Raw genomic sequence first — 21,260 nt, 5'->3', positions numbered from 1 at the left:
GAAGGTAAAGTATGATGAACCCGGATGAGCTTGAACTCTGCTTTGCGTCGGCAACCAACCTTTTGCAACGATTCAAATCCAAAGACTTATCTCCGGTTGATGTTGTAGCCGCCATGATCAAACGGGCTGAAGAAATCACGCCCTCGGTCAACCCATATGCAGATACTTTTTTCGAACAAGCCTATGACACGGCAGTACTTGCAGAGCAACGATACCAAAAAGGGACCGCCCTACCTTTGGATGGTCTACCGTTATTGATCAAAGACAATGTTCCTATAAAAGGCACCCGCGCAACCGTCGGATCAAATATACATGTGAATTCCGTGGCAGATGCCTCTGACCCTTCGGTGGATCGCCTTTTGCACAATGGTTCTATTTTCTTGGCGCGCAGTACATGCCCTGAATTTTGCTGGTTGTATTGTTGTTATTCACGCTTGTGGGGCGTTACTCGAAACCCCTGGAGGCTTGATATATCACCCGGTGGGTCGTCCGGTGGGTCTGCTGCGGCACTGGCCTGTGGGGGAACCACATTAGCAATTGGAACGGATAGTACTGGTTCAACTCGTCAACCGGCGTCGCAGTGTGGAGTGGTTGGATACAAGCCGCCATTTGGCCGCAATCCGGCTCATTATGCTGCGTCTTACCTGACATACAACAGTGCAGGTCCTATGGCGCGGACAGTGAATGATATTGTCCTCATGCAAAATGTAATGTCCGGGCAGCATGCGCTCGATCCGTATTCCCAGCCAAAAGATGAGACGCTTGTTGTCCCAACGGGCGATATCAAAGGAAAACGAATTGCGTGTTCGATGGATCTGGGATGTTACGAGATTGATCCAGATGTGCGACAAAGCCTGCAAGATACCATCGCAGTTTTGGAAGATGCGGGGGCAACAGTCGAACACGTCGAGATCGACTGGGCAGAAGAGGCGATTGAGCTGGCGCACAAGAGTGAGATTTTCCTGATGCTCAATGTCTTCGAAGACGTAGCGGAAAATCATCTGGACCAGGTCAGCGGCTATATGCACGACGTCATCGCACGTGCACGTTCTGTTTCACCTTTGGACTATGGTCGGGCAAAGTCTATCGCTGGAGAGGTATGGCATACACACCTCGGCCCACTCTTTGAACAGTATGACGCTTTGATAACGCCTACTGTTTCATGTCCCGAAGTGCCCGTCGAAAATGGGCCGTTCGATCCCATTGAAGTTAATGGGAAAAAGGTTACCGACACCGATACTTCGATGAATGCACTTTTCAACATGTTCAATCAATGTCCAGCGCTGAGCGTCCCTTGTGGGTTAACCAGAAGGGGTTTGCCTGTAGGTGCGCAGGTAGTATCGAAACCTTACGATGATCAAACAGTAATGGATATCGGGCGGGCAATTGAGAGTGGCGTCTCACCCCTTGGGCTTCCCAAGATCTAAGGTGCGACATCAGTTTATCATACGACGTGATATGGAGAAAATCATGCCGCAAAAATTCACCGAACGCCCTTTACGCGTTCCGAGCACATATATGAATTTCCCATTTGAAGGCGATCTGGACAGGCTAAATGCCGATATTGCGGTTTTGGGTGTACCGTTTGGCATGCCCTACGCGCCGTATGCCATGGCCAATGAAGAAAGCTCTGCACCCGATGCATTGCATTTGGCTTTCAGCGAAGAGGATTCGTCTTACTTCATCAATCACTACGATTTCGATCTAGGTGGGCCTTTTCTGGATAATCGCGACATCAAGATTGTTGATTGTTGATTGTTGATTGTTGATTGTTGATTGTTGATTGTGGAAATGTGGCGGCAGATATGCACCCTTCTTGTCGGCTTGCCCCGTAAGATCGATCACGTGATGCACAAGGAACGCCTCAATCCAAGACAGGGCGTAGTCTCGGATATTTCAGTACGCTGAAAAGATCGATCATGTTGCTAAAACTTGTCGGTATTTTTGGATTGGCTAGCATAGCTATAGGCTTTCTTGAACAGGTGTGCGTCCTCTTCAAGAAAACGTGGCCCTGTACCATTTTCACCAATTTCATCTTTAGGATTGAGCAGGTTGCAACGTTTCATCGAAAGACACCCACAACCAATGCACTCGGCCATGCCATCACGCAATCGCTGGAGTCGTGAGATTCGATCATCGAGCCGTTCTGTCCATCGTGCTGAAAGTTTCGCCCAGTCTCTTTGTTGTATCTTCGCTTCTGGCGGCAAGAAAGACATCGTTTCCGCGATCTCCTTTAAAGGTATGCCTGCTCTTTGTGCTACCTGGATTACTGCGATTTTTCGCAACACTGATGGCGCATATCGACGATGGTTCGCGGGTGTTCGATCAGAGTGAACCAGCCCTTTGCGCTCGTAAAAATGAATTGCTGACACCGCAATTCCGCTTCGTTCAGAGACTTCCCCGACAGTTAAACCGCCCGCCATTATCTTCGTCCTTTTTTCTCTTGACCTAAACTAATGTTGAGGAATTAGAAGGTCAACACAGCAACGAATCTGACTATTTGAAAGGACAAGAGATGAAGAGAACTGGCTATGAACATAAGAACCTGTCGACACTGCCGTGGTTCCATTGGGGGCTGAACGTCGAAGGAGCAAAAGAGTTCTTTTTCGTTACAGGCCAATGTGACTACGACAAAGATAGCGTGACCAAACACATGAACGACCCAGTTGGTCAGGCCCGCCACATTCTTCAGCAGATGGAAGAGACATACGCCCAGGCAGGATACACTCGTGACAACATCATCAAAATCAACTGGTGCGTCACGAAAGATGTAACAGAAGTGCAAACTACGGAAATTCTCGACGTATGGGCCGACTTTATAAAAGATAATGAAGTCAAACCAATGGGCGGGACATGGAAACGTATCCATGGTCTGATCCATCCAAACATGATGGTCGAGCTTGAAGTGGTCTTAGCTAGATAGTGATATCAGGCTGAATATCGCGCCCTGCTCAATAGGTCGGCTTAAGCAAAAACGGTTCTTCCGGGTCAAGTATTCGGTAGAACGCACATTCAAGTTTGAAGGAAAATGGACCTTAACCGTCATGAACGTCGAAGCCTATCTAAAGAGAATCAAGTACTCCCAAAAAGTAAAACCAGACCTAGCGACGCTTAACGGTCTGGTTCAGGCACAGTTGAGTGCCCTTCCATTCGAGAACCTTGATCAGCAAATGGGCGTCAAGGTTTCGACCGCTGTAAACCGTGTTTATGAAAAGGTGGTTATTGGAAACCGTGGCGGCTGGTGTTTCGAACTCAATGGGCTGTTGGGATGGGCGCTGAAAGAAATCGGTTTTGACGTCACCATGCTTGCGGCTCATGTTGGATCAGACAAGCCGGAAATGAACGAAGCCAATGACCACATGTTACTGCTCGTGAATTGTGGTGGTTCATTGCTTGTTGATGTCGGTTTTGGCGGCGGGCCAATCGAACCAATCCCGCTGCGTCCCATCACGCTATCACAGCGACCCTATAAAATTTCCATCAGCAAGGAAGGTGACGGGTTTTACAGATATGCAGAACGGGCTGGCGGAAATGAAGGAAGCTACTGGTTTACCTTGACCGAAGTGGACACCGATTATTTCGATGGGGCAAACCATCGCTTGCAATCTGACCCTAATTCACCGTTTAGACGCACCCTCACAGCGCAACGGCGTCTGAAGAACAAGCATATTGTTCTCCGCGGACTTGTAAAGAAAACGATTGATGAAACCGGTACCAAAACGGAACTGTTGTCGGATGAAAAAGAGCTTGTCGAATGCCTGCTGATAGATTTCAATTTAGATGTTCCGGGAATCTCAACCTATTGGCCAACAATTAGACTACGCCACCAAGAATTGTTTGGAACCTAGAAATAGAATCCATATTCACCGCAGTTTCGCCTCGAACTGCCGTGAATCCGCGAAAGCGGATGTTGGCGCAATTACAGCGAAATTCGGTAATGTCCCGCGAAATCGTTATGCAGTGAGTAGACAATAGTGCTGTTGCAGCGAATGTCCGGATTGACGCTCCGCACGGCAGCATCGAATTTGCGCGCCCAATGTCCGGTTTGGGCCGGTATCGACGCTCTCGCCGACCCTAACGGAGGAGATGCTGTACCGCATCCGAGGCCCGTTATGAGCCCAAACCCACTGAACTGACTCCATGATTGCATCCTGCCGTGAGCGCATCAGAAGGATTTGTTACAGTAAGATGTTAGCACCGATTTTCTATATTTTCTGTGTGTTCTGATCCAATTCTCTATTTAGGAATATCTTCAGAGTACGACCATTGTCTTGCGTTGCAATTTCTACGCTATGACAACCGTGCTTTACAAATTCTCGGCCTTTTTCACTTATAATCTCTACGCGAGTTACTTCGGTTGTAGCTTCAGTTTTATCCTGCATTTTCGCCCTCAATTCTTTGATCTGTGTTCCCCGGTCTGTTCCTATACGAAGGACAACTTTGACGAAAGTGGTGGATTTATTGATGATGGTCGATTGGCAAAAAGTCCGCTTTGCAGAACGACAAGAAAGGGCCGACTGCGCCGCTGGTCAGAGCTTGGCTGGTTTGCCACTTTCAAGAAGCTTCTCCAGAGGCACTGGGATGTTAACCTACAAAAAATAATTTGTAGGTTAACTGCAAAGGCTAATTAATGCCCGCTTGGTTGGGAAAGCGGTAATATAACACGAGTGTAATATTACATCAGTGTTATATTGAAAAAGCTCATTAAAATCATGCTCGTTACCTGTGTTTATACCGCACTCTGATGGCCGACATGATCTACGCACGGCCCAAATCACCCTGACGTAAATCCACCAAAATTCGAATAAGCTCTTTAGACCGACGCAGGCTGGTGTGTTGAGTGAAGTCATCAATCACCGCCTCACGATCTTCCAATGTCAGGGGGATCATTCTTGGGTCGACACCTCGTTCATCTGCATAGGCCGCATGCATTGACCGCAGGATCGCGGGGAGTTGGCTCTGTGTCGGTGCACCCATCTTATAGATGACACAGCGGCTTCTCAGTGCCTCCGGGATGCGTTCAAGGGAATTGGCCGTGAACACCCAGCTGATGGCGGAACAGTCGGTGGCCGTTGACAGGAATTTGTCGCGGTAGGTTTTGGCATCCGTTGGCTCAGTGAGAAGGAGTAGTTCCGCATAGATGTCACCGTTGTGCGAGGGGCGCACCTTGTCGATCTCATCTACAACCAAAACAGGGTTCAGGACGCCCTGTTTTAGAATAGCTGTCGTCATGACGCTGGGCATGGCACTGCTCCAACCGGCAGAGACACCGAAGATCTGAGAGTCGTTGTGGCCGGCAACGGAGATAATTTCTGGTACAACACCAAGACCTTCCAGCATGGCCCGCACCATTGTGGTTTTCCCAACACCTGGGGCGCCAAGAATGATGGTTGGGCGAATGCGAATAGTGTCATCAGCCAAAGAAAACCCGCGCCGCATTTCCCCTAAAAGGCCGTCAACCACGTTGCCCGCATTCGGAAAACGCTCTTTGATAGCGGATGCATTCGAGAGCGCCTCTTGGTCAAAACGAGCGACATTGCGAATTTCAAAGAGCCTTTCACAATTGTCCAAACCATTTCGAACAGACCGGGGGAATTCATATTGGTTTTGGGTACCCGTAATGTAGCGCCTCCCGGGCGTTTCCTGATCAGAGGGCATTTGCACCCTCAGCGCTTCGGCAAGTGTGCGAAACTCTGATTCATTGGTGATGCGTTGCAGTCTTCTCAACAGGGCCACTGTCTCTCTTACATTGGCGTAGCCGGCCGACTTCCATGCCACGCCATAATGGACCTCCCAGGCCATGGCCCATTGCTCATCTTCTTGCCATTGCGCGTGATCCAGCCTCTCTCTCAGTTGTTGGCGGGTGCTGGCGGCTTGAATGGCTGCTTCGACAAGCAGGAAGTCCACGTGATCCCAGCCTTGAAAGAGATCCTTCAGCACGGTGAACTCCACAACGCCAAAAGCTTCGAGTTTCCTGAGTTCGGCTTTAAGTCCTTTTTCCATATCCGCCTCATAAAATGTCATTGGTAAATGGTAGGAGGCGTCGGACTTGAACCGACTCGTGCACTCTAATCTGGAGCTACAGGGTTATAAGTCCCGCCCGCATACCCATGCTGCCTCCCGTGATCCGGGGTTATCGGTTGGTCACCGATATTCGTTGGCAGGAGAGGATGGGTAGGAGGGGCATAAACTGATCTTTATATTGGGTAGCCGTTGTCGGCTGATTTACAAAATTCAGACTTTAATCTGAAAAGGTGTCGCGAGGACAAACCTGTTTGCAGCTTTAACGTTATGATTTCAGGATGCTTCTAACCCGCGCCTGAATGCGCGACTGATCATATGACGTCAGTTCCAGGCCATTGGTGAGGTCCTGTTCAAAGCGTGCGAAATCACCTCCAACAATGTTACTAGAAAAATCGTCATCTCCTCGAAGGACAAGCGCTAGATTGCGTTTACGTGTTTTGAGTAAGAAATTGGAGAAGCGTTCAGTGAGTTTGACGAATTGGATGTTCTCACCGACATTTGTCAGATTGGTTGCTTTTGTCATTTTGGATTTTCCTAAGGGGTTCGATCTCTAGCTAAGTCGTGTTGAGCGACAAGCTCGGCACACTAATGTTCAGCAAACAAATGCTGGTTGTATGCGACGTATGAGTTTTCTCGAATCCATGCACCTAGAATGAGCAATTACGACTTTCTGTCAACTGGCCAGCTTTTCCCCATTGCTTGCACTCTGACATGCGTTCTACCCAAGAAGACCCAGAATTCTGATTTTAAATCAATGACTAAAGCCTGGCTGTGCGCTGAATTTCCATTTCGCGGTTGAACCTGAAAGGTCCAGACAAAAGGTGCCCAAAATGACAAATCCCTAAGTTGTTTTAAATCAACAACTTAGGGATTTGTGGGTATTAATGACCCGCCATATGGGCGGAGAATTCGCAATTATGGGCTATTTATGCCCGTTGTAACAAGTTCCACAAAAAGCAAAACGATGTGCTACCCACACTTGCTGTGACCACAACTGCCGCAGGTCATGCAGCCTTCGACCATACGCATGTCGTATTGGCCGCAGGCGGGGCAGGCGGGGCCGCGGTTATTGCCAAGATTGACGACCTGCGCTTGGGGGTCGGATTTGAGCCCCAGACCTTCGCCCTCTAAGAACCCGGTGCGAACCAGATGTTGCTCCAGAATGCCGCCGATGGCCGCTAAGATCGAAGGCACGTATTTGCCGCCCATCCATGCGCCGCCGCGCGGGTCGAACACGGCTTTCAGCTCTTCGACGACAAAGCTGACGTCACCACCGCGACGGAACACGGCCGAGATCATCCGCGTCAGGGCCACGGTCCAAGCGTAGTGCTCCATGTTCTTGGAGTTGATAAACACCTCGAACGGACGGCGACGCCCGTTGAGCAGAATGTCGTTCACAGTGACATAGATCGCATGGTTGCTGTCGGGCCATTTGAGCTTGTAAGTCGCGCCGTCCAGCTCCTCGGGGCGGCCCAGTGGATCGGCCATATAGACAACATCGCCGCCCTCAGATGGCATTGCGCCTTCAACCTGCGCCGGGGCTTCGCCGGGGGCTTTGTCGGTGTTTTCCGACACGCTCAGAACAGACCCTGTCACATCATTCGGGCGATATGTGGTGCACCCTTTGCAACCCGAATCCCACGCTTGCATGTAAACGTCTTTGAACGCTTCAAAGCTGATGTCTTCGGGGCAGTTGATGGTCTTGGAAATAGAGCTATCGACCCACTTTTGCGCCGCCGCCTGCATTTTGACATGCGCGCCGGGGGCCAGTGTTTGCGCGTTGACGAAATAGTCCGGTAGCTCTTTGTCACCAAACTTTTCACGCCACAGTTTCACGGCGTAATCAACAACCTCTTCCTCGGTCCGGCTGCCGTCTTTTTGCAGAACTTTACGCGTATAAGAATAGGCAAAGACCGGCTCGATGCCGGAACTCACGTTGCCCGCATAAAGGCTGATTGTTCCTGTCGGCGCGATCGAGGTCAAAAGTGCGTTGCGAATGCCATGTTTCTTGACGGCCGCCCGCACATCTTCGTCCATGCCCTGCATGGTGCCACTGGCCAGATAGGCCTTAGCGTCAAACAGCGGAAAGGCACCCTTTTCTTTGGCCAGATCAGTGGACGCCAGATAAGACGCCCGTGCAATCGCCTTCAGCCATGCCTCGCATTGTGCTGCGGCCTCATCCGTTCCGTATTCCAGCCCAACCATCAACAGCGCGTCAGCCAACCCAGTCACGCCCAAACCAATCCGACGCTTGGCTTCGGCTTCGCGCGCCTGTGCCTCCAATGGGAAGCGGCTGGCATCAACAACGTTGTCCATCATCCGCACGGATGTGGCGACCAAGTCGGTCAGCTCGGCCTCGTCCAGATGCGCACCGGCCTCGAACGGCTCTTTGACCAGTCGCGCCAGGTTGATGCTGCCCAACAGGCAGGCTCCATAAGGGGGCAGGGGCTGTTCGCCACACGGGTTGGTTGCCGCAATCGTTTCGCAATAGGCCAGATTGTTGGCGGTATTGATCCGGTCGATGAAAATCACGCCGGGTTCGGCGAAATCATAGGTGGCCTGCATGATCTTGTTCCACAGATCGCGCGCTTGCAGCGTGTGGTAAACCTTGCCGTCAAACACCAGCTCCCATGAGCCATCTGATTTGACCGCTTCCATAAAGGCATCGGTCACTAGAACCGACAGGTTGAACATGCGCAAACGTGCCGCATCGGACTTGGCGCTGATGAATTGTTCAATATCCGGGTGGTCGCAACGCATCGTTGCCATCATCGCACCACGACGGCTACCGGCCGACATAATAGTGCGGCACATCGCATCCCAAACATCCATAAAGCTGAGCGGTCCACTGGCGTCTGCAGCCACACCTTTGACCTCGGCACCCTTGGGGCGGATGGTGGAAAAGTCGTAACCGATTCCCCCACCTTGCTGCATCGTCAGCGCCGCCTCGCGCAGCCCGTCAAAGATGCCACTCATGTTGTCCGGGACTGTGCCCATGACAAAACAGTTGAACAGCGTAACAGACCGGCCCGTGCCCGCACCCGCCGTGATCCGGCCGGCTGGCAGAAACTTGAAATCCTCCAAGGCACTGTAAAACTTGTCTTCCCAGCTCTCAGGGTCATTTTCCACCACGGCCAACGCCCGCGCAATCCGGCGCCAGCTGTCCTCAACGGTGCGATCCTCCGGCGTGCCATCTGCCGCCTTCAGGCGGTATTTCATGTCCCAAATGGACTCGGCAATCGGGGCGGAGAATCGGCTCATATCAGGCTCTCATATAAATAAGGGTAGTAGTGCGACAGGCTAAAGACACTACCCCTTGCGGCGTCACCGGTCAATAAACAGATTGTGAATTTCAGACGTTACGTATCGGAAAATCCAGCCCGGACGGCCGTCAGATACGCCTCTCGCAATTTGAGCGTCACAGGACCCGCCGACCCATCTCCGATCTGCTGGCCATCCACATGGCTGACCGGCTGCACATAGGACGACGCCCCGGTGACAAAGGCCTCATTGGCATCAAAGATCTCTTCCAGTTTGTAGCGATTGTCCCTGATCTCCAGCCCCAACTCCTCGGCCACGCGCAGCATGCTCGCACGGGTCACGCCGGGCAGCAGTTCGCCGCGCAACGGGCGGGCATAAAGTACTCCATCCTTGACCATGAAGAACGACACAGCCCCGCCTTCGGTGACATAGCCCTCCGGGTCGATCATCAGGGCTTCATCCGCCCCGGCATCCCGCGCCGCCACCTTGGCCAGCACCTGACCTAGCAGGTTGGTGGTCTTGATATCCCGCCGGGCCCAGCGAATGTCAGGTGCCGTGCCCAATCTCAAAGCTTCGGGTGCCTCATCCGCACCACCACCATGTTGCGGTTGGGTAAACGCGAACATGTTTGGCTTTAGCCCATCCGGGTACAAATAATCCCGGTCATGTACTCCGCGGGTGATATGCAGATAGATGAACCCTTCTTCCACTTCATTGCGCGCAATCAACTCGCTTAGAATGGCCTTCCATTCAGCCTCACCCATCGGCTCATCTATCTTGAGCTCGGACAAAGACCGCTTCAGTCGCGCCATGTGATAGGGTAAATCGACAATCTGCCCATCCAGCACGCCCAGCCCCTCGTAAACCGCATCGGCAAACAGCAATCCACGATCAAAGATAGGCACCTGCGCCTGATCTTCCGTCATGAACGCCCCATTCATCCAAATCGTTCTGCTCATCACATGTCCTCTAGCTTAGAAATGCGCCTGCGCGCGTGGTTGTCTGTTGCCCATCCGCCAGGGCCAGTGCCCCGTTTACCATCACATGGCTGATCCCCCGACTGGGCCGGGTAGGGTGATCAAAATCCGCCATATCCGCCACCTGATCGGGGTCAAAGATGACCAGATCGGCGATACATCCGGCACGCACCACGCCCCGATCTATCATGCCGAACTGTGTTGCCGACAGGCCTGTCATCTTGTGAATCGCCTGCGTAAGCTCCAGCAGTTTCAATTCACGCACATAACGTCCCAGAACACGCGGGAAAGTTCCCCAAAGGCGTGGGTGCGGCTTATCTACGCCCGGCAAGCCGTCTGATCCGATCATCGCCGCTGGGTGCTGCATGATCCGCTGCAAGTCACCTTCATCCATGTCGAAATAAATCGCCCCGGCTGGCTGCAGCCGCGTAACCGCCATTTCTCGGCTCACGCCCCAATCTGCCGCAATCTCGTTCAGCATCCGCCCGTCCTGTTCAGGATGCGGCGTGGACCAGATCACCTTGATATCTTCGGCTGAGGGCAGGAAGCGTTCGATCAATGATGTCGATGAGGCCACGTAAGGGTAAACATCCAGCGCCACCTCATGACCGCACCGCGCCGCATCAATCAGCTTCAACGTCTCAACGCTTTTGCCAAAGTTCGCCTTGCCCGCGCATTTATGATGCGAGATCACCACCCGCGCGCCAGACCGTTGCCCGGTTTCCAGCGTTTCGCGAACTGAGGCGATCACCGTGTCGCTCTCATCCCGCATATGACTGGTATAAACCGCTCGGTCATGGCCCTTCAGAACACCTGCCAGCTCGATCATTTCCTCCATCGGCGCGGATAAAGCTGCCGGATAATCCAGTCCACTCGACAGGCCTGCCGCGCCTTGTCGCAAGGCCAGCTCCAGCGCGTCTCTCATTGCGTTAATTTCAGATTCCGTCGCGGCCCGCTCCAGATCTGCCCCCATCACACTGGCCCTGAGCGATGAATGCCCGGCCAACAGGCGCACATTCACCGCTGGGCGTGCCTCAGTCACAGCGCTGGCATAGGCCTCCACTGTGTCAAACCGCCCCGCGGAAATACCCGGAATCACATCAAACGGCGCTGGTAAATCGCCCTTGGCCGAAAACGGCGCGGCACTGATCCCGCAATTTCCTGCCACCACGCTGGTCACCCCTTGGGTCACCTTGAACGCCATATCTGGCGTCGCTAACAATGCCCAATCGTCATGCGTGTGCACATCAATGAACCCGGGCGCAATCACCTGACCCGAGGCATCAATCACCTCATCAGCCTTGATCTCGCTGCAATCCCCGACATGCAGAATGCGACCGCCTTCCATCGCCACATCGGCGCGCTGCGCTGTCGCTCCGGTGCCATCAATTACCGTGCCATCTTGTAGTATGATATCACAACGCTGCATGGCTCTTATCCTTGCCTTGAACCAAGCCACCCTAGCAACGAACTCAGCAAAGTCATCCAAGAATTTTGCACGATCTCTCTCCCCAGAAGCTGTTTACCATATGCAGCTGGTGGCGGATAAATGGCGCGGTATTGACATCTTTGTGACATAATCTAAGAGGGTCAACGGATCATAATCCATAAGCACGCACGTAAGTCGCCAGCCAGAAATGTTCACTGGAATTGGAGACTACATGAATACTCATTCCATATATTTATTTGCTACCTTGTCTGTTTTGCCGGTTTTGTCCAATGCGGCGACTGTATCTTTGCTGGTTGGCGATTTGAGAAACGAGGGCATTTACCGTTTTTCCGATCTAGACGGTGATGGACAGGCCTCTGGGCACGAAGGGACAGTCTATTTCGATGGTTCTTCCCTCGGTTTGGATGGGCTAAGCGTCTTCACCATCGAAGGCAAAAACGGCGTTTACTACGCGGGAGAGGGGGATACAGACACAGTGTACCGCCTTGAAGATACCGATGGGAATGGCAACGCCAATGGTAACGGAGAGGCCAGTGTCTGGTTCTCATCTGACAACGCCGAAGGCTACAAACTCCACACACCTAACGGGATGGCGATCGGGTCTGATGGAGCCATTTACATAACAGAGGCGGACGTCTTGTCAGATCAAAGCGGTGATTTCATCTATCGCACGGTTGATTTGGATGGTGATGGAGATGCCAATGATGCAGGTGAAGTTACGCCTTGGCTCGACCTAAAAGCGCTAAATGACAAATCCTCACCGTTCGAGATCTCTTTTGATGGCGATGTCGCTTATATCACTGATACTGTTGGGACGGACGATAACGTTATTTATCGGGCCGAAGATATCGATGGTTCGGGTATTGTCGAAGCAGATGAGGTTTCGATCTTTATCTCAGAGTCAGAATCTTTTGGTGCCCCGATTGATTTTGGCATGACGGCCTTGGACGGAACTGTCTATTCGCTCGAATTATTCGATTTCCTGAACCCGGCATCGCTCTATGGGTTAAATGATCTGAATGGAAACGGCGTGATCGATTCTGAAGATGAAGTGACCGAGGTTTGGAACGGATCATTCCTGCCCGAAGGGTTCGGTATCGATTTTGGGTTCGACCTGAATTCAAATGGAACCGATACGCTGACAATCGTCTCAAACGGGTTAACTCCGGAAACGAACGGGGTATTTTTGCTGACCGATCTCAACGGGGATCAGGATTTCTTCGATGAAGGTGAAACAACCGTATTCGCCTCTGAGCAGGCTTTCCCGGGTATCTTTGGAAAGCCGCGTCCAGTTGCGTTCTACGATGGCATGGTGCCAGCTGTTGTTCCGCTTCCTGCTGGATTGCCACTCTTGATTTGCGGTGTGGCGGGGCTTGCTCTTGTGCGCCGTCGAAAAACCCAAAGGTAAGGTACCTGTTCAAATTCAATGTGCGACGAATGATTGTTGCAAAGGCCCCCGATCAGTGGGGGCCTTTTTTGTCGCTCTGAGGGGCAAGTTCCGAAATGTCATCATTGAACTTTCCCCCCCATGCCATAGTGTTAACAAACACCGAACTGGAGAGCCGCCGTGTCCGATCCAAAACTCCATCTGATCAAGCTGAGTGTCGGCTCTGAAAGCGTCGATAGCCTGATCGAATGGCAGGCCGAAAAGCGCACAGATTGGCCCGAGGGCCTGCCGCGTCATGTCACCCGCATGTGGCCGCGCCGCGAGGAAGAACTGCTACAAGGTGGGTCGATCTTTTGGGTGGTGCAGGGGCTGGTGCAATGTCGCCAACGTATCCTGCGGCTGGACGAGGTGATCGGCAGCGACGGTATCCGCCGTTGCGCCATCGTGTTGGAGCCTGAGGTCATTCGCACGACAACTGCTCCAAAGCGCCCATTCCAAGGCTGGCGCTATCTCAAACCCGAAGATGCGCCAGTTGACCTTCCCAAGACACGGCAATCCGAAGACACATTACCACCAGATCTCTCCGCCGCTCTGGCCGATATTGGTCTCTTATAAACTCCTTTTGGGTCTAGCGCGCGATGGCCTCATTTCAAGAGGTCACACTGCACGACTGGGTGATAACTTAGCGGAAAATACCAGTTTCAGCGGATTTTAGCGCAGCCAATTTGCGCTAATCGGCCCGTTTTGGCCGACAAGGGTTTTGCGTTCAAATCCGGCCTCACGTGCACTTGATGCACCGCGATCAGCGCCCCACTTGTCTTGCACAGACGGCAGGACGATATGCCCTGTTACCATCCGGGCCAATGCAAAAGGTCCGGTCCACATCCCTCCCGCGGTAACACGGGCATATCTGACTGATCGAAGCAGACGAAAAGGAAAACGAAATGCTTAAATCTCTTTCAATCGTAGCCGCCAGCACACTGGCCGCAGCGCCCGCATTTGCCGGTTCAGACACATCTGCACCGGTCGAACCTGCTGTAACACAGGCAGCTCCTTACAATGCCTCAACCCCAAACTGGACAGGCTTCTACGGCGGTTTGCAATTGGGTTTTGCTAATGTTGACGGTTCCGGCGTTGGCGATGACGACGGCTTCATCGGTGGTTTGATTGCTGGTTACGACTATGACCTTGGTGACTGGGTCATCGGTGCTGGCATCGACTATGATTTCACCGATACGGACGTTGGCAATTCAAATACTTCATTGGAGGAAGTCTTCCGCCTCAAGGCGCGCGGTGGTTACAAAATTGGTAATGGCCTTCTCTATGCGACAACCGGTTACGCCAATGCCGACACCAACAATCTGGGTAGCGACGATGGCTACTTCCTGGGCGGCGGTTATGAATACCTGGTCTCTGAGCAGTTCAGCGTCGGCGGCGAACTGTTGTACCATGATTTCGACAATTTCAACTCCTCCGGCACAGACGTCGAAGCCACCACCCTGCAGGTCCGCGGAACTTTCCGCTTCTAAAGCGAGCCCCACTCACGGGAAGAATGGCACCGGGTTTTCCGGTGCCATTTTTTTGCGGTCATCACTGTGTGCCTGCGATTAACCCGTCGAATAGCCGTTGTTGGCATGCTTCGCGATCTGCTGACATTTCCGGATGCCACTGCACGCCAATCAGATAGGGGTGATCGGGCACTTCCAATGCCTCAACAATTCCATCAGCGGCGGAGGCCGAAACAACCAGTCCCTCTGCCACATCCTTGATCCCTTGGTGATGGCCAGAATACGGCGCTGGGGCTTGCGCCTGCATCACCCGGTAGAGGTTCGATGCCTCCTCGACCTGCACCTCTTGCTGCGTCCACAATCCATCCGCGCCACGGTGAATATCCTGCCCCAGCGCGGATTTAATATCTTCATGCAACGTACCGCCCAAGGCGACATTCATCATCTGCATGCCCCGACACACAAACAGCGCTGGCTTATTGCGCTGTTCAAGCAACGCGCGTGTCAGGTCTAATTCTGACTGATCGCGTTTAGGCGATGCCGGAAACAGGGAAGGGTGGCCTGGATCCCCACCATAGAGCGTAGGATCAATATCTGTCCCCCCCGACACCACAAAGCCATCCGCCAGTTCCAACCACTCCGTCACATCCGACACGTCGGGGGGTAATAGAACCGGCACACCACCAGCCCGCCGCACCGCATCAACATAAAGCGCAGGCGAGGTGTAATGCCGATTATAGAGCGCATCCTGAACAACCTGGTCGTTCGGTGCATGTGTGGTGATGCCAATAATGGGGCGCATTATCTGTCTCTCTATGATGTCGGCGAAAGCCAGAAAGCCATCTTGATGCAATGTCAAGCTAGGTAGAAAAAACCATCAAGCAAAAATTAACGTGATCGACACGTGAGTGGTTCACTTTTGGGTTGTTCTTGCTGGAGAGGTGATTCTGCAGTAAGCTGAAGAGAGTGAGGATTCTCATATGGTTAAGTCTTTTGTGATCATATCTTCTGTTGCGGTGTTATGCGCTGCACCAGCGTTGTCGCAGGAATGGACCGGATTTTATGTTGGGGCCGAGCTTGGCTTTGCCGATGTCGATGCCAACTCTGCCAACTCTGCCAACTCTGCCGGCTCGGATGACGGGCTGATTGGTGGGCTTTTAACCGGCTATGACTATGATCTTGGCGAATGGGTTGTCGGGGCCGGCTTTGATTATGATTTTGCCGATATTAGCCTTGGAACAACGACGGTCGATTCTGTGTACCGGGTCAAGGCGCGTGGTGGCTACAAGGCCGGCGATGGCCTGATTTACGCAACAACAGGCTATGCCCATATTGATACTGATAACGCCGGGGATGACGGTGGGTATTTCATCGGTGGCGGGTATGAACACTTGCTGACAGATCAGTTCAGCGTGGGCGGAGAGTTGATCTACCATAAGATAGATACCTTCAATTCAGGCCCTGATGACCTTGATGCGACCTCAGTCCAGTTTCGCGGATCTTTTAGATTCTAACTCATTGAACACAGTTAAAGTGTAGAAACCCTTTCAACGGTATTTGAAACGTTGAAGGTTATCTCCGTGGCGAAAACTTCAGTGTTGGTGGTGAAATCGCATTCAACGGCTTCAACGACAGTGGAATAAGCACGATTGATATGGATGCGACAACATATCAGATCCGCGCATCATACCGCTTATGATCTGTCGTGATCTTGACCTAAAAGAGGTCGTCTCAGTTCGAGGCGACCTCTTCGTTTTTGAGCAAGATCAGCAAGGCAACAACGGTCAGAGCGACCCCAATTAAAATCAACCCTTGTGGCACCTCATGCCCCAGCGCGACCTGCCAACAGATCACCCAGCTGGGGGTCAGATAAGTATAGGCCATAACTTTGGCGCTGGGCAGGCGCAAAGAGGCAAACTGCAACAGCACAAAGGTCATCGCCGTGGCGGCAATGGCTGTGTACAAAATGGTGATCCAGACGATCGGCGGCAGGCTAGCCCAATCGGTGGCCCGGATGTCACCCCAACCCGCAATGACCAGCAAAACGACAACAGCAACGGTTGTTCCAAACGAGAACACCACCGGGCGCTCTCCTCGGTTAAGCTTGCGTACTAAAGGGGTGTAAAAGGCATGTGCCATGCAGCCAGCCAGATAGATCAACTCGCCTCGACCAATCTCAAAGGCTTGAAAGGCGCTCCAGTCAGCCTTGAATATCACCCAAAGCGCACCAACCGCACCAACCGCCAGCGCCAGGGCCATGCGCGGCGTGGTGATCTGGCGCATCAAAAAATATCCAAACACCCCAGACATTACTGGCGTTAGTGTAAAGACCGCAGCTGCAGACACCGGTGGGGCGGTTTTCAGCCCCTCGAACATCAAAACAAAGTACAAGCCCATCATCGCGCCCATCGCCAGATACCGCCAAGGCGCGGCCAGTGCTTTGCGCGGAATGCCACCAGTCAGACTGGCTGCGATCCCAACAACGATTGCTGCGATGGCAAATCGTACTGCGTTCAATGCCGTGGGTGCGATTTCACCTGCCGCTATTGATCCCAAAGCAAAGGACCCCGCGACTAGGCCGGAAAACGCCAGCATCGCCAGATGCCCACGCCATTCCTGCGTCATGAAGTTTCCCAGGATTTGGCGCGCTCTTTAAGGAATGACAAAAAGGCCTGCACTTTAGTGGTCCGGTGCAGGTCCATATGCGTGACCAGCCACAGCGGCGATTCCCACTCTGTGCGTGGCTCACAAACCTGCGTAAGACCATCGGTCTCCTCTGCGTGCTGTATTGGGGCAAATCCTATTCCAGCACCTTCTTGGATGGCGCGGCGCTGGGCGTGAATATCGTCGCTCCTGAAGACGATACAGTGATCTGGGACGGTCTCCTGCAGCCATTTGAAAAACGGCGCGCGGGAATTGCGATCATCGGCACAGACAAACCTGTGATTGACCAGATCGTCCTCGCCGGACGGCATGCCGTGCTCCTGAATGTATTCTTGGCTGGCATAGAGCGTAAATCGGTGGGTCATGAAGGGCTGCACCACGTTGTCAGGTTGATCGGGAATGTTCCCGGCCCGGATGGCAACGTGCGCTTCGCCGTATTCCAGCCGAAACAGGCGGTTCCCGGTCAGATAACGCACGATAAGCTCGGGGTGCTGGCGCTGAAAATCAGCCAATATCGGCACGAACAAGTGGCTTTGACCATCCAACGATGTCACGATCAATTCGCCACTGACATCGTTGCCGCGCCCCTTAATGCGCCCTGCCAACTGGCTGAACTGGTCATCAGTGGCTTGCGCCACACGCAGCAGGTCCTCGCCCGCTTCGGTCGGGGAATAGCCCCGTGCATGGCGTTGAAATAGCTTCACGCCCAGCCGCTCTTCAAGCGCATCAATGTGCCGGATGACAGTGGCGTGATGTACTCCCAGAACTTCTGCGGCACCACTGACCGTTCCAATACGAGCCACATTAAAGGCTGTGCGAATTTCGTCCCAATTGTCCAAGATCAACCTGTGCAGTGATTAACATTACTCTTTACTGCTTTCCGATTGCGTTAAGAAATGCAAGGTAATTCCCTAAGATGGAACTGGGAAGAATGACGGATGAAAATCAAATATGACACGCCGGACTTGTTGATTGCCGGTGAAACCCCTTGGTTCATTGCAATCATGTTGCTGTTTTTCACACTGGTTTTTGTTGGCATAGGCATGCTGGTGGTGTCCGAAGGTATTTGGGCCGGGTTGATCTTTGTGGTGGTTGGCGGGGGCCTTGGTCTCGGTGCGATGGGCGTCTTTGTCGAACGTCTTCAGGTCATACTGGATGCGCAGGCAGACACCCTCACCATGCGCAGCCGCACGCTGTTTCAATATAAGGAAGATGTCATTCCCCTCAACGATGTGGTTCGCGCAGGCACCGAAAGCAGCCTCAGCGGCACGTCCACACAAGATACCAGCAAGCCGCGTCAACGGGTTTCGCGGTTGGTATTTATATTGCACGATGGCGCGGGCACAGGTGGTACGGTTGTTCAGCCTATGACCTCTGTGATGTCCTCAGGCGGTGCGGCGGGCAATGTCACCCGTGAAATTAACGAGTGGTTAAAAGCCTTGCGCGGCGTTGATGAGCTGCCTGATCCTGAGCGAATCTAAGGAGAGACCCCTGAAGATCGAACACAACACTTCGGACTTGTTGATTGTGGGCGAAAAGCCTTGGTTCGTTTGCATCGCCACGTTCATTTTCACCATGGCTTGGGCTGTTCCTGGCGTGCTGCTTTTGACAATGGGCGATTGGGTTGGGGTTGTGATGGCACTCCTTGGGGTTGGCATGGGCGTGGCGGCTATGGGGGTCTTTGGTGAACGCCTGCAAATCATCCTCGATGTAAAAGCGGGAACAGCCACCCTGCGTAACCGTACCATATTTCGTCACAAAGAGGATGTGTTCCCGCTCAAAGATCTGCGCAAGGCAGACCGGGAAACGACCTTAACCAGCAGTGCCGCTGACCCGACCAAACTGCGCTATGTGGTGGGTCGTCCGACGCTGATACTGGACGATGGATCGGGGCAAGGGACTGTGCGCCATCTGATCACCGGAAATTATTCCAACAGCGGCAGCGCCGAAATTCTGGTCAAGGCGATCAATGATTGGCAGGAAATGCGTCAGAAAGCGTGACGTTATACAGTATCAGTCAAAGCTGAACCTTTGACTTCGAGCTGGGGTCAAAAGTGCGGGCGATAAAGCAAAGCTTTTCCAGGTCCAATGGGTAACGGGATTCCGCCGATTTTAGCCGGTTTCAAGTGCGATAATCTGCTGATTGAATTTAGAGAGATAAAAGGCATCTTTTTTGGCAAAGACATGCTGATAGATGACCTTCAGATTGGCAATGGACCGCAGGTTTTAGCTGGAACATGCAGTCGACGCTGACAGTCGATGGATGGGTGCACATGTTGTCTTTCGAGGCCATCAACAGGTGGCTTCATGATTGAAAAATGACCACAGGAGACCTGACATGAAAAAGGTTCTGATCACGACTACAGCAATTTTTGCCCTTTCCGGGCCCGCGCTTGCAGCTCTTTCAGATGTGGATACAGATGGCGACGGTGTTGTATCCTTCAATGAACTTCTTGCGGTGTACCCAACGCTCACCGAAGAAGGCTTTAGCGCCATTGACACAAATGACGACGGTGTCATCGACGATGCGGAAATGACCGCCGCACAAGAGGCGGGTATTATCCCCCAAGGATAAATTTATGTAAAATGGCCTGCGCAAGCCAGAGCAGAGAACACGCTCTGGCTTGCGCGGATTGTGGGGTCGTAGATTTAACCAAAAGACTTAGAAGTCCAACCAGTTCACCTTAGCACCCCATCGCTCAAGCACGGCCAGCAGATCGTCAGGTGTCATTGCCACGGTCCGGTCATTGACCAGCGGGTGGGCATGGATCAGCTCCGCCTCGCGCAAGGCCGGGTCCAGATAGATTTGCACGCCTGTTTGTGCACCCGTCACCATGGTCAGCGGGCTGACGGCGCCGGGGCGCACGCCCAGATGTTCCAGCAACCGATCAGCCGAGCCAAAAGACACGTTGCCGGCCCCAATTGCCGTGCCCAGCTCTTTCAGGTCAATCGTCCGGTCTTGTTCCAACACGATCAGGTAGTTGCGTTTCTTTTTGTCGCGCATATACAGGTTCTTGATATCCACCCGGCCCGTGCCTGCCGGGATCACACTGCCTTGCAAAGACTTGGCATCCTCCACTGTGCGCAGGGGGGTATGCTCGTAATACTCAAGCGCAATGCCCCAGCCGCGCAGCGTCTCCAGCAGCGCGTCTGAACTGACGGGCAAGGTATCTTGATAGGTAGATGAGGCATCCATGGGCGCGTTCTCCTAGGTTTGACTCTGCTCTAGAGAATTCGCGGTGAAAGGCAAGCGAGCGAGGCAGTTGTATCTCTATTTCCGCCATTCCATCAACATCAGATACGGGCAGGCGTCGTACCGTTGGTCATCTACGGCATTGGCGCGCGGCTCATCAAAATGCGTCAATGTTAGCCCCAACTCCAAAAAGTGCTGCATGTAAAACGATAGGGGGCGGTGCCAGTTCTGTATCCGAATGCCATCCCACTCTCCCCAATGGGCGTGCTCTTCCAAATAGCGATCTATTGTCATCGTTGTTGCGCCACGTTCGTCCCGGCTCCAGCCGCCGTGCTCTTGCGATGCGGTCACCCAACCGGTCAGATTGGTAATCAACACCCGTCCACCGGGGCGCAGGACACGTATCATTTCACGCAACGCGGTCGAAACGTCAGATATATCAATCAGTGACAGATAGCTGACAACAAGATCGAAATGCCCGTCTTTAAACGGGAGCGCCTCGGCGACGCCCTCTACGTATTCTGCACCACCTTTGCCGCGCGCCAGCTCTAACAGCCTGACAGTCGGATCAATGCCAAACACCTCCGGAATAGTCTCTGCCATCTTTCTGCAGAACCGCCCTTCGCCGCAGCCCACGTCCAGCACGCGCAGGGGGGCTGCCAATCGCACCCGTTCCAACATCGGCGAATCCAGTACGGCCCAGCGGCTGAAATCGCCGTGCTTGCCCATACTGTTGACCCATGCCTCGGCCGAGGCTTCCCACCCATTATCCATAATCCACCTCTAACCCAGCATC

23 protein-coding genes are annotated in these 21,260 nt (G+C 53.0%); 11 read left to right on the top strand and 12 right to left on the bottom strand.

The annotated features are described in order from the left end of the window. Positions 1 to 11: 11 nt before the first annotated feature. Both D9A02_RS18790 and D9A02_RS18785 read left to right on the top strand, forming a co-directional pair. Positions 12 to 1,427: an amidase gene (locus tag D9A02_RS18790; RefSeq protein ID WP_120502380.1), complete on the top strand. Its 1,416-nt coding sequence runs from the start codon at positions 12 to 14 to the stop codon at positions 1,425 to 1,427. A gap of 43 nt (positions 1,428 to 1,470) precedes the next feature. Further along, the gene (locus tag D9A02_RS18785) at positions 1,471 to 1,755 is read left to right on the top strand and encodes a hypothetical protein (RefSeq protein WP_120502379.1); all 285 of its coding nucleotides are present in this window, start codon (positions 1,471 to 1,473) and stop codon (positions 1,753 to 1,755) included. Between the two features lie 170 nt (positions 1,756 to 1,925). Here the strand turns inward: D9A02_RS18785 and soxR are convergent, their stop codons facing one another. Continuing rightward, a complete protein-coding gene (gene soxR, locus D9A02_RS18780; RefSeq protein ID WP_120502378.1) occupies positions 1,926 to 2,423 on the bottom strand; it encodes a redox-sensitive transcriptional activator SoxR in 498 nt (165 codons plus the stop codon). Between the two features lie 92 nt (positions 2,424 to 2,515). Here soxR and D9A02_RS18775 point away from each other — a divergent pair, with 92 nt between their 5' ends. Beyond that, the gene (locus D9A02_RS18775) at positions 2,516 to 2,923 is read left to right on the top strand and encodes a Rid family hydrolase (RefSeq protein ID WP_120502377.1); all 408 of its coding nucleotides are present in this window, start codon (positions 2,516 to 2,518) and stop codon (positions 2,921 to 2,923) included. Positions 2,924 to 3,044: 121 nt separating this feature from the next. Next, the gene (locus tag D9A02_RS18770) at positions 3,045 to 3,848 is read left to right on the top strand and encodes an arylamine N-acetyltransferase (RefSeq protein WP_120502376.1); all 804 of its coding nucleotides are present in this window, start codon (positions 3,045 to 3,047) and stop codon (positions 3,846 to 3,848) included. A gap of 910 nt (positions 3,849 to 4,758) precedes the next feature. On the opposite strand, the gene D9A02_RS18765 is transcribed toward D9A02_RS18770, so the two are convergent. From D9A02_RS18765 to D9A02_RS18745, 5 genes are all read right to left on the bottom strand, one after another. Next, positions 4,759 to 6,003, bottom strand: coding sequence for an AAA family ATPase (locus tag D9A02_RS18765; RefSeq protein WP_162933135.1), 1,245 nt, complete (start codon positions 6,001 to 6,003; stop codon positions 4,759 to 4,761). 286 nt (positions 6,004 to 6,289) lie between these two features. Beyond that, entirely contained in the window at positions 6,290 to 6,547 is a 258-nt protein-coding gene (locus tag D9A02_RS18760; RefSeq protein ID WP_120502374.1) for a hypothetical protein, read from the bottom strand. Positions 6,548 to 6,993: 446 nt separating this feature from the next. Continuing rightward, complete coding sequence (locus D9A02_RS18755; protein WP_120502373.1) at positions 6,994 to 9,285, bottom strand: adenosylcobalamin-dependent ribonucleoside-diphosphate reductase; 2,292 nt, start codon at positions 9,283 to 9,285, stop codon at positions 6,994 to 6,996. 98 nt (positions 9,286 to 9,383) lie between these two features. Continuing rightward, complete coding sequence (locus D9A02_RS18750; protein WP_120502372.1) at positions 9,384 to 10,244, bottom strand: D-amino acid aminotransferase; 861 nt, start codon at positions 10,242 to 10,244, stop codon at positions 9,384 to 9,386. Positions 10,245 to 10,254: 10 nt separating this feature from the next. Beyond that, positions 10,255 to 11,691, bottom strand: coding sequence for an amidohydrolase family protein (locus D9A02_RS18745; protein ID WP_120502371.1), 1,437 nt, complete (start codon positions 11,689 to 11,691; stop codon positions 10,255 to 10,257). A gap of 232 nt (positions 11,692 to 11,923) precedes the next feature. Between D9A02_RS18745 and D9A02_RS18740 the strand changes: the two genes are divergently transcribed. After that, entirely contained in the window at positions 11,924 to 13,120 is a 1,197-nt protein-coding gene (locus D9A02_RS18740) for a VPLPA-CTERM sorting domain-containing protein (RefSeq protein ID WP_162933134.1), read from the top strand. A gap of 159 nt (positions 13,121 to 13,279) precedes the next feature. Next, positions 13,280 to 13,714 carry a DUF1489 family protein gene (locus tag D9A02_RS18735; protein WP_254054678.1) on the top strand — a complete coding sequence of 145 codons (435 nt, stop codon included), beginning with the start codon at positions 13,280 to 13,282 and terminating at the stop codon, positions 13,712 to 13,714. A 96-nt stretch (positions 13,715 to 13,810) separates the two neighbouring features. Here D9A02_RS18735 and D9A02_RS19295 read toward each other — a convergent pair whose 3' ends face one another. Next, a complete protein-coding gene (locus D9A02_RS19295) occupies positions 13,811 to 13,984 on the bottom strand; it encodes a hypothetical protein (protein WP_162933133.1) in 174 nt (57 codons plus the stop codon). Positions 13,985 to 14,043: 59 nt separating this feature from the next. On the opposite strand from D9A02_RS19295, the gene D9A02_RS18730 reads away from it, so the two are divergent. Further along, positions 14,044 to 14,628, top strand: a complete 585-nt coding sequence (locus D9A02_RS18730; protein ID WP_120502369.1) for an outer membrane protein — start codon at positions 14,044 to 14,046, stop codon at positions 14,626 to 14,628. A 61-nt stretch (positions 14,629 to 14,689) separates the two neighbouring features. Here the strand turns inward: D9A02_RS18730 and D9A02_RS18725 are convergent, their stop codons facing one another. Continuing rightward, positions 14,690 to 15,409 (bottom strand): gamma-glutamyl-gamma-aminobutyrate hydrolase family protein, encoded by a 720-nt coding sequence (locus D9A02_RS18725; protein WP_120502368.1) that lies wholly within the window; start codon positions 15,407 to 15,409, stop codon positions 14,690 to 14,692. Between the two features lie 178 nt (positions 15,410 to 15,587). Between D9A02_RS18725 and D9A02_RS18720 the strand changes: the two genes are divergently transcribed. Continuing rightward, on the top strand, positions 15,588 to 16,121 hold the full coding sequence (locus D9A02_RS18720) for an outer membrane protein (RefSeq protein ID WP_120502367.1): 534 nt from the start codon (positions 15,588 to 15,590) through the stop codon (positions 16,119 to 16,121). 217 nt (positions 16,122 to 16,338) lie between these two features. On the opposite strand, the gene D9A02_RS18715 is transcribed toward D9A02_RS18720, so the two are convergent. Both D9A02_RS18715 and D9A02_RS18710 read right to left on the bottom strand, forming a co-directional pair. Further along, positions 16,339 to 17,232: a DMT family transporter gene (locus tag D9A02_RS18715; protein WP_120502366.1), complete on the bottom strand. Its 894-nt coding sequence runs from the start codon at positions 17,230 to 17,232 to the stop codon at positions 16,339 to 16,341. Beyond that, positions 17,229 to 18,110 carry a LysR family transcriptional regulator gene (locus D9A02_RS18710; RefSeq protein ID WP_120502637.1) on the bottom strand — a complete coding sequence of 294 codons (882 nt, stop codon included), beginning with the start codon at positions 18,108 to 18,110 and terminating at the stop codon, positions 17,229 to 17,231. Before D9A02_RS18710 ends, D9A02_RS18715 begins: the two co-directional genes overlap by 4 nt. Positions 18,111 to 18,209: 99 nt before the next feature. On the opposite strand from D9A02_RS18710, the gene D9A02_RS18705 reads away from it, so the two are divergent. From D9A02_RS18705 to D9A02_RS18695, 3 genes are all read left to right on the top strand, one after another. Continuing rightward, on the top strand, positions 18,210 to 18,752 hold the full coding sequence (locus D9A02_RS18705) for a hypothetical protein (protein ID WP_120502365.1): 543 nt from the start codon (positions 18,210 to 18,212) through the stop codon (positions 18,750 to 18,752). Further along, positions 18,724 to 19,272: a hypothetical protein gene (locus D9A02_RS18700; RefSeq protein WP_254054677.1), complete on the top strand. Its 549-nt coding sequence runs from the start codon at positions 18,724 to 18,726 to the stop codon at positions 19,270 to 19,272. Before D9A02_RS18705 ends, D9A02_RS18700 begins: the two co-directional genes overlap by 29 nt. Before the next feature lie 337 nt (positions 19,273 to 19,609). Further along, positions 19,610 to 19,846 (top strand): EF-hand domain-containing protein, encoded by a 237-nt coding sequence (locus tag D9A02_RS18695; protein WP_120502364.1) that lies wholly within the window; start codon positions 19,610 to 19,612, stop codon positions 19,844 to 19,846. An 87-nt stretch (positions 19,847 to 19,933) separates the two neighbouring features. Here the strand turns inward: D9A02_RS18695 and D9A02_RS18690 are convergent, their stop codons facing one another. Both D9A02_RS18690 and D9A02_RS18685 read right to left on the bottom strand, forming a co-directional pair. Continuing rightward, on the bottom strand, positions 19,934 to 20,467 hold the full coding sequence (locus D9A02_RS18690) for a prolyl-tRNA synthetase associated domain-containing protein (RefSeq protein WP_120502363.1): 534 nt from the start codon (positions 20,465 to 20,467) through the stop codon (positions 19,934 to 19,936). A 75-nt stretch (positions 20,468 to 20,542) separates the two neighbouring features. Further along, on the bottom strand, positions 20,543 to 21,238 hold the full coding sequence (locus tag D9A02_RS18685) for a class I SAM-dependent methyltransferase (RefSeq protein ID WP_120502362.1): 696 nt from the start codon (positions 21,236 to 21,238) through the stop codon (positions 20,543 to 20,545). Between the last annotated feature and the right edge of the window lie 22 nt (positions 21,239 to 21,260).

The organism is Roseovarius sp. EL26 (assembly GCF_900327775.1).
GTDB lineage: Bacteria > Pseudomonadota > Alphaproteobacteria > Rhodobacterales > Rhodobacteraceae > Roseovarius.
The sequence above is the reverse complement of the archived record's forward strand: the minus strand, read 5'-3'. Positions and strand labels throughout refer to the sequence as shown.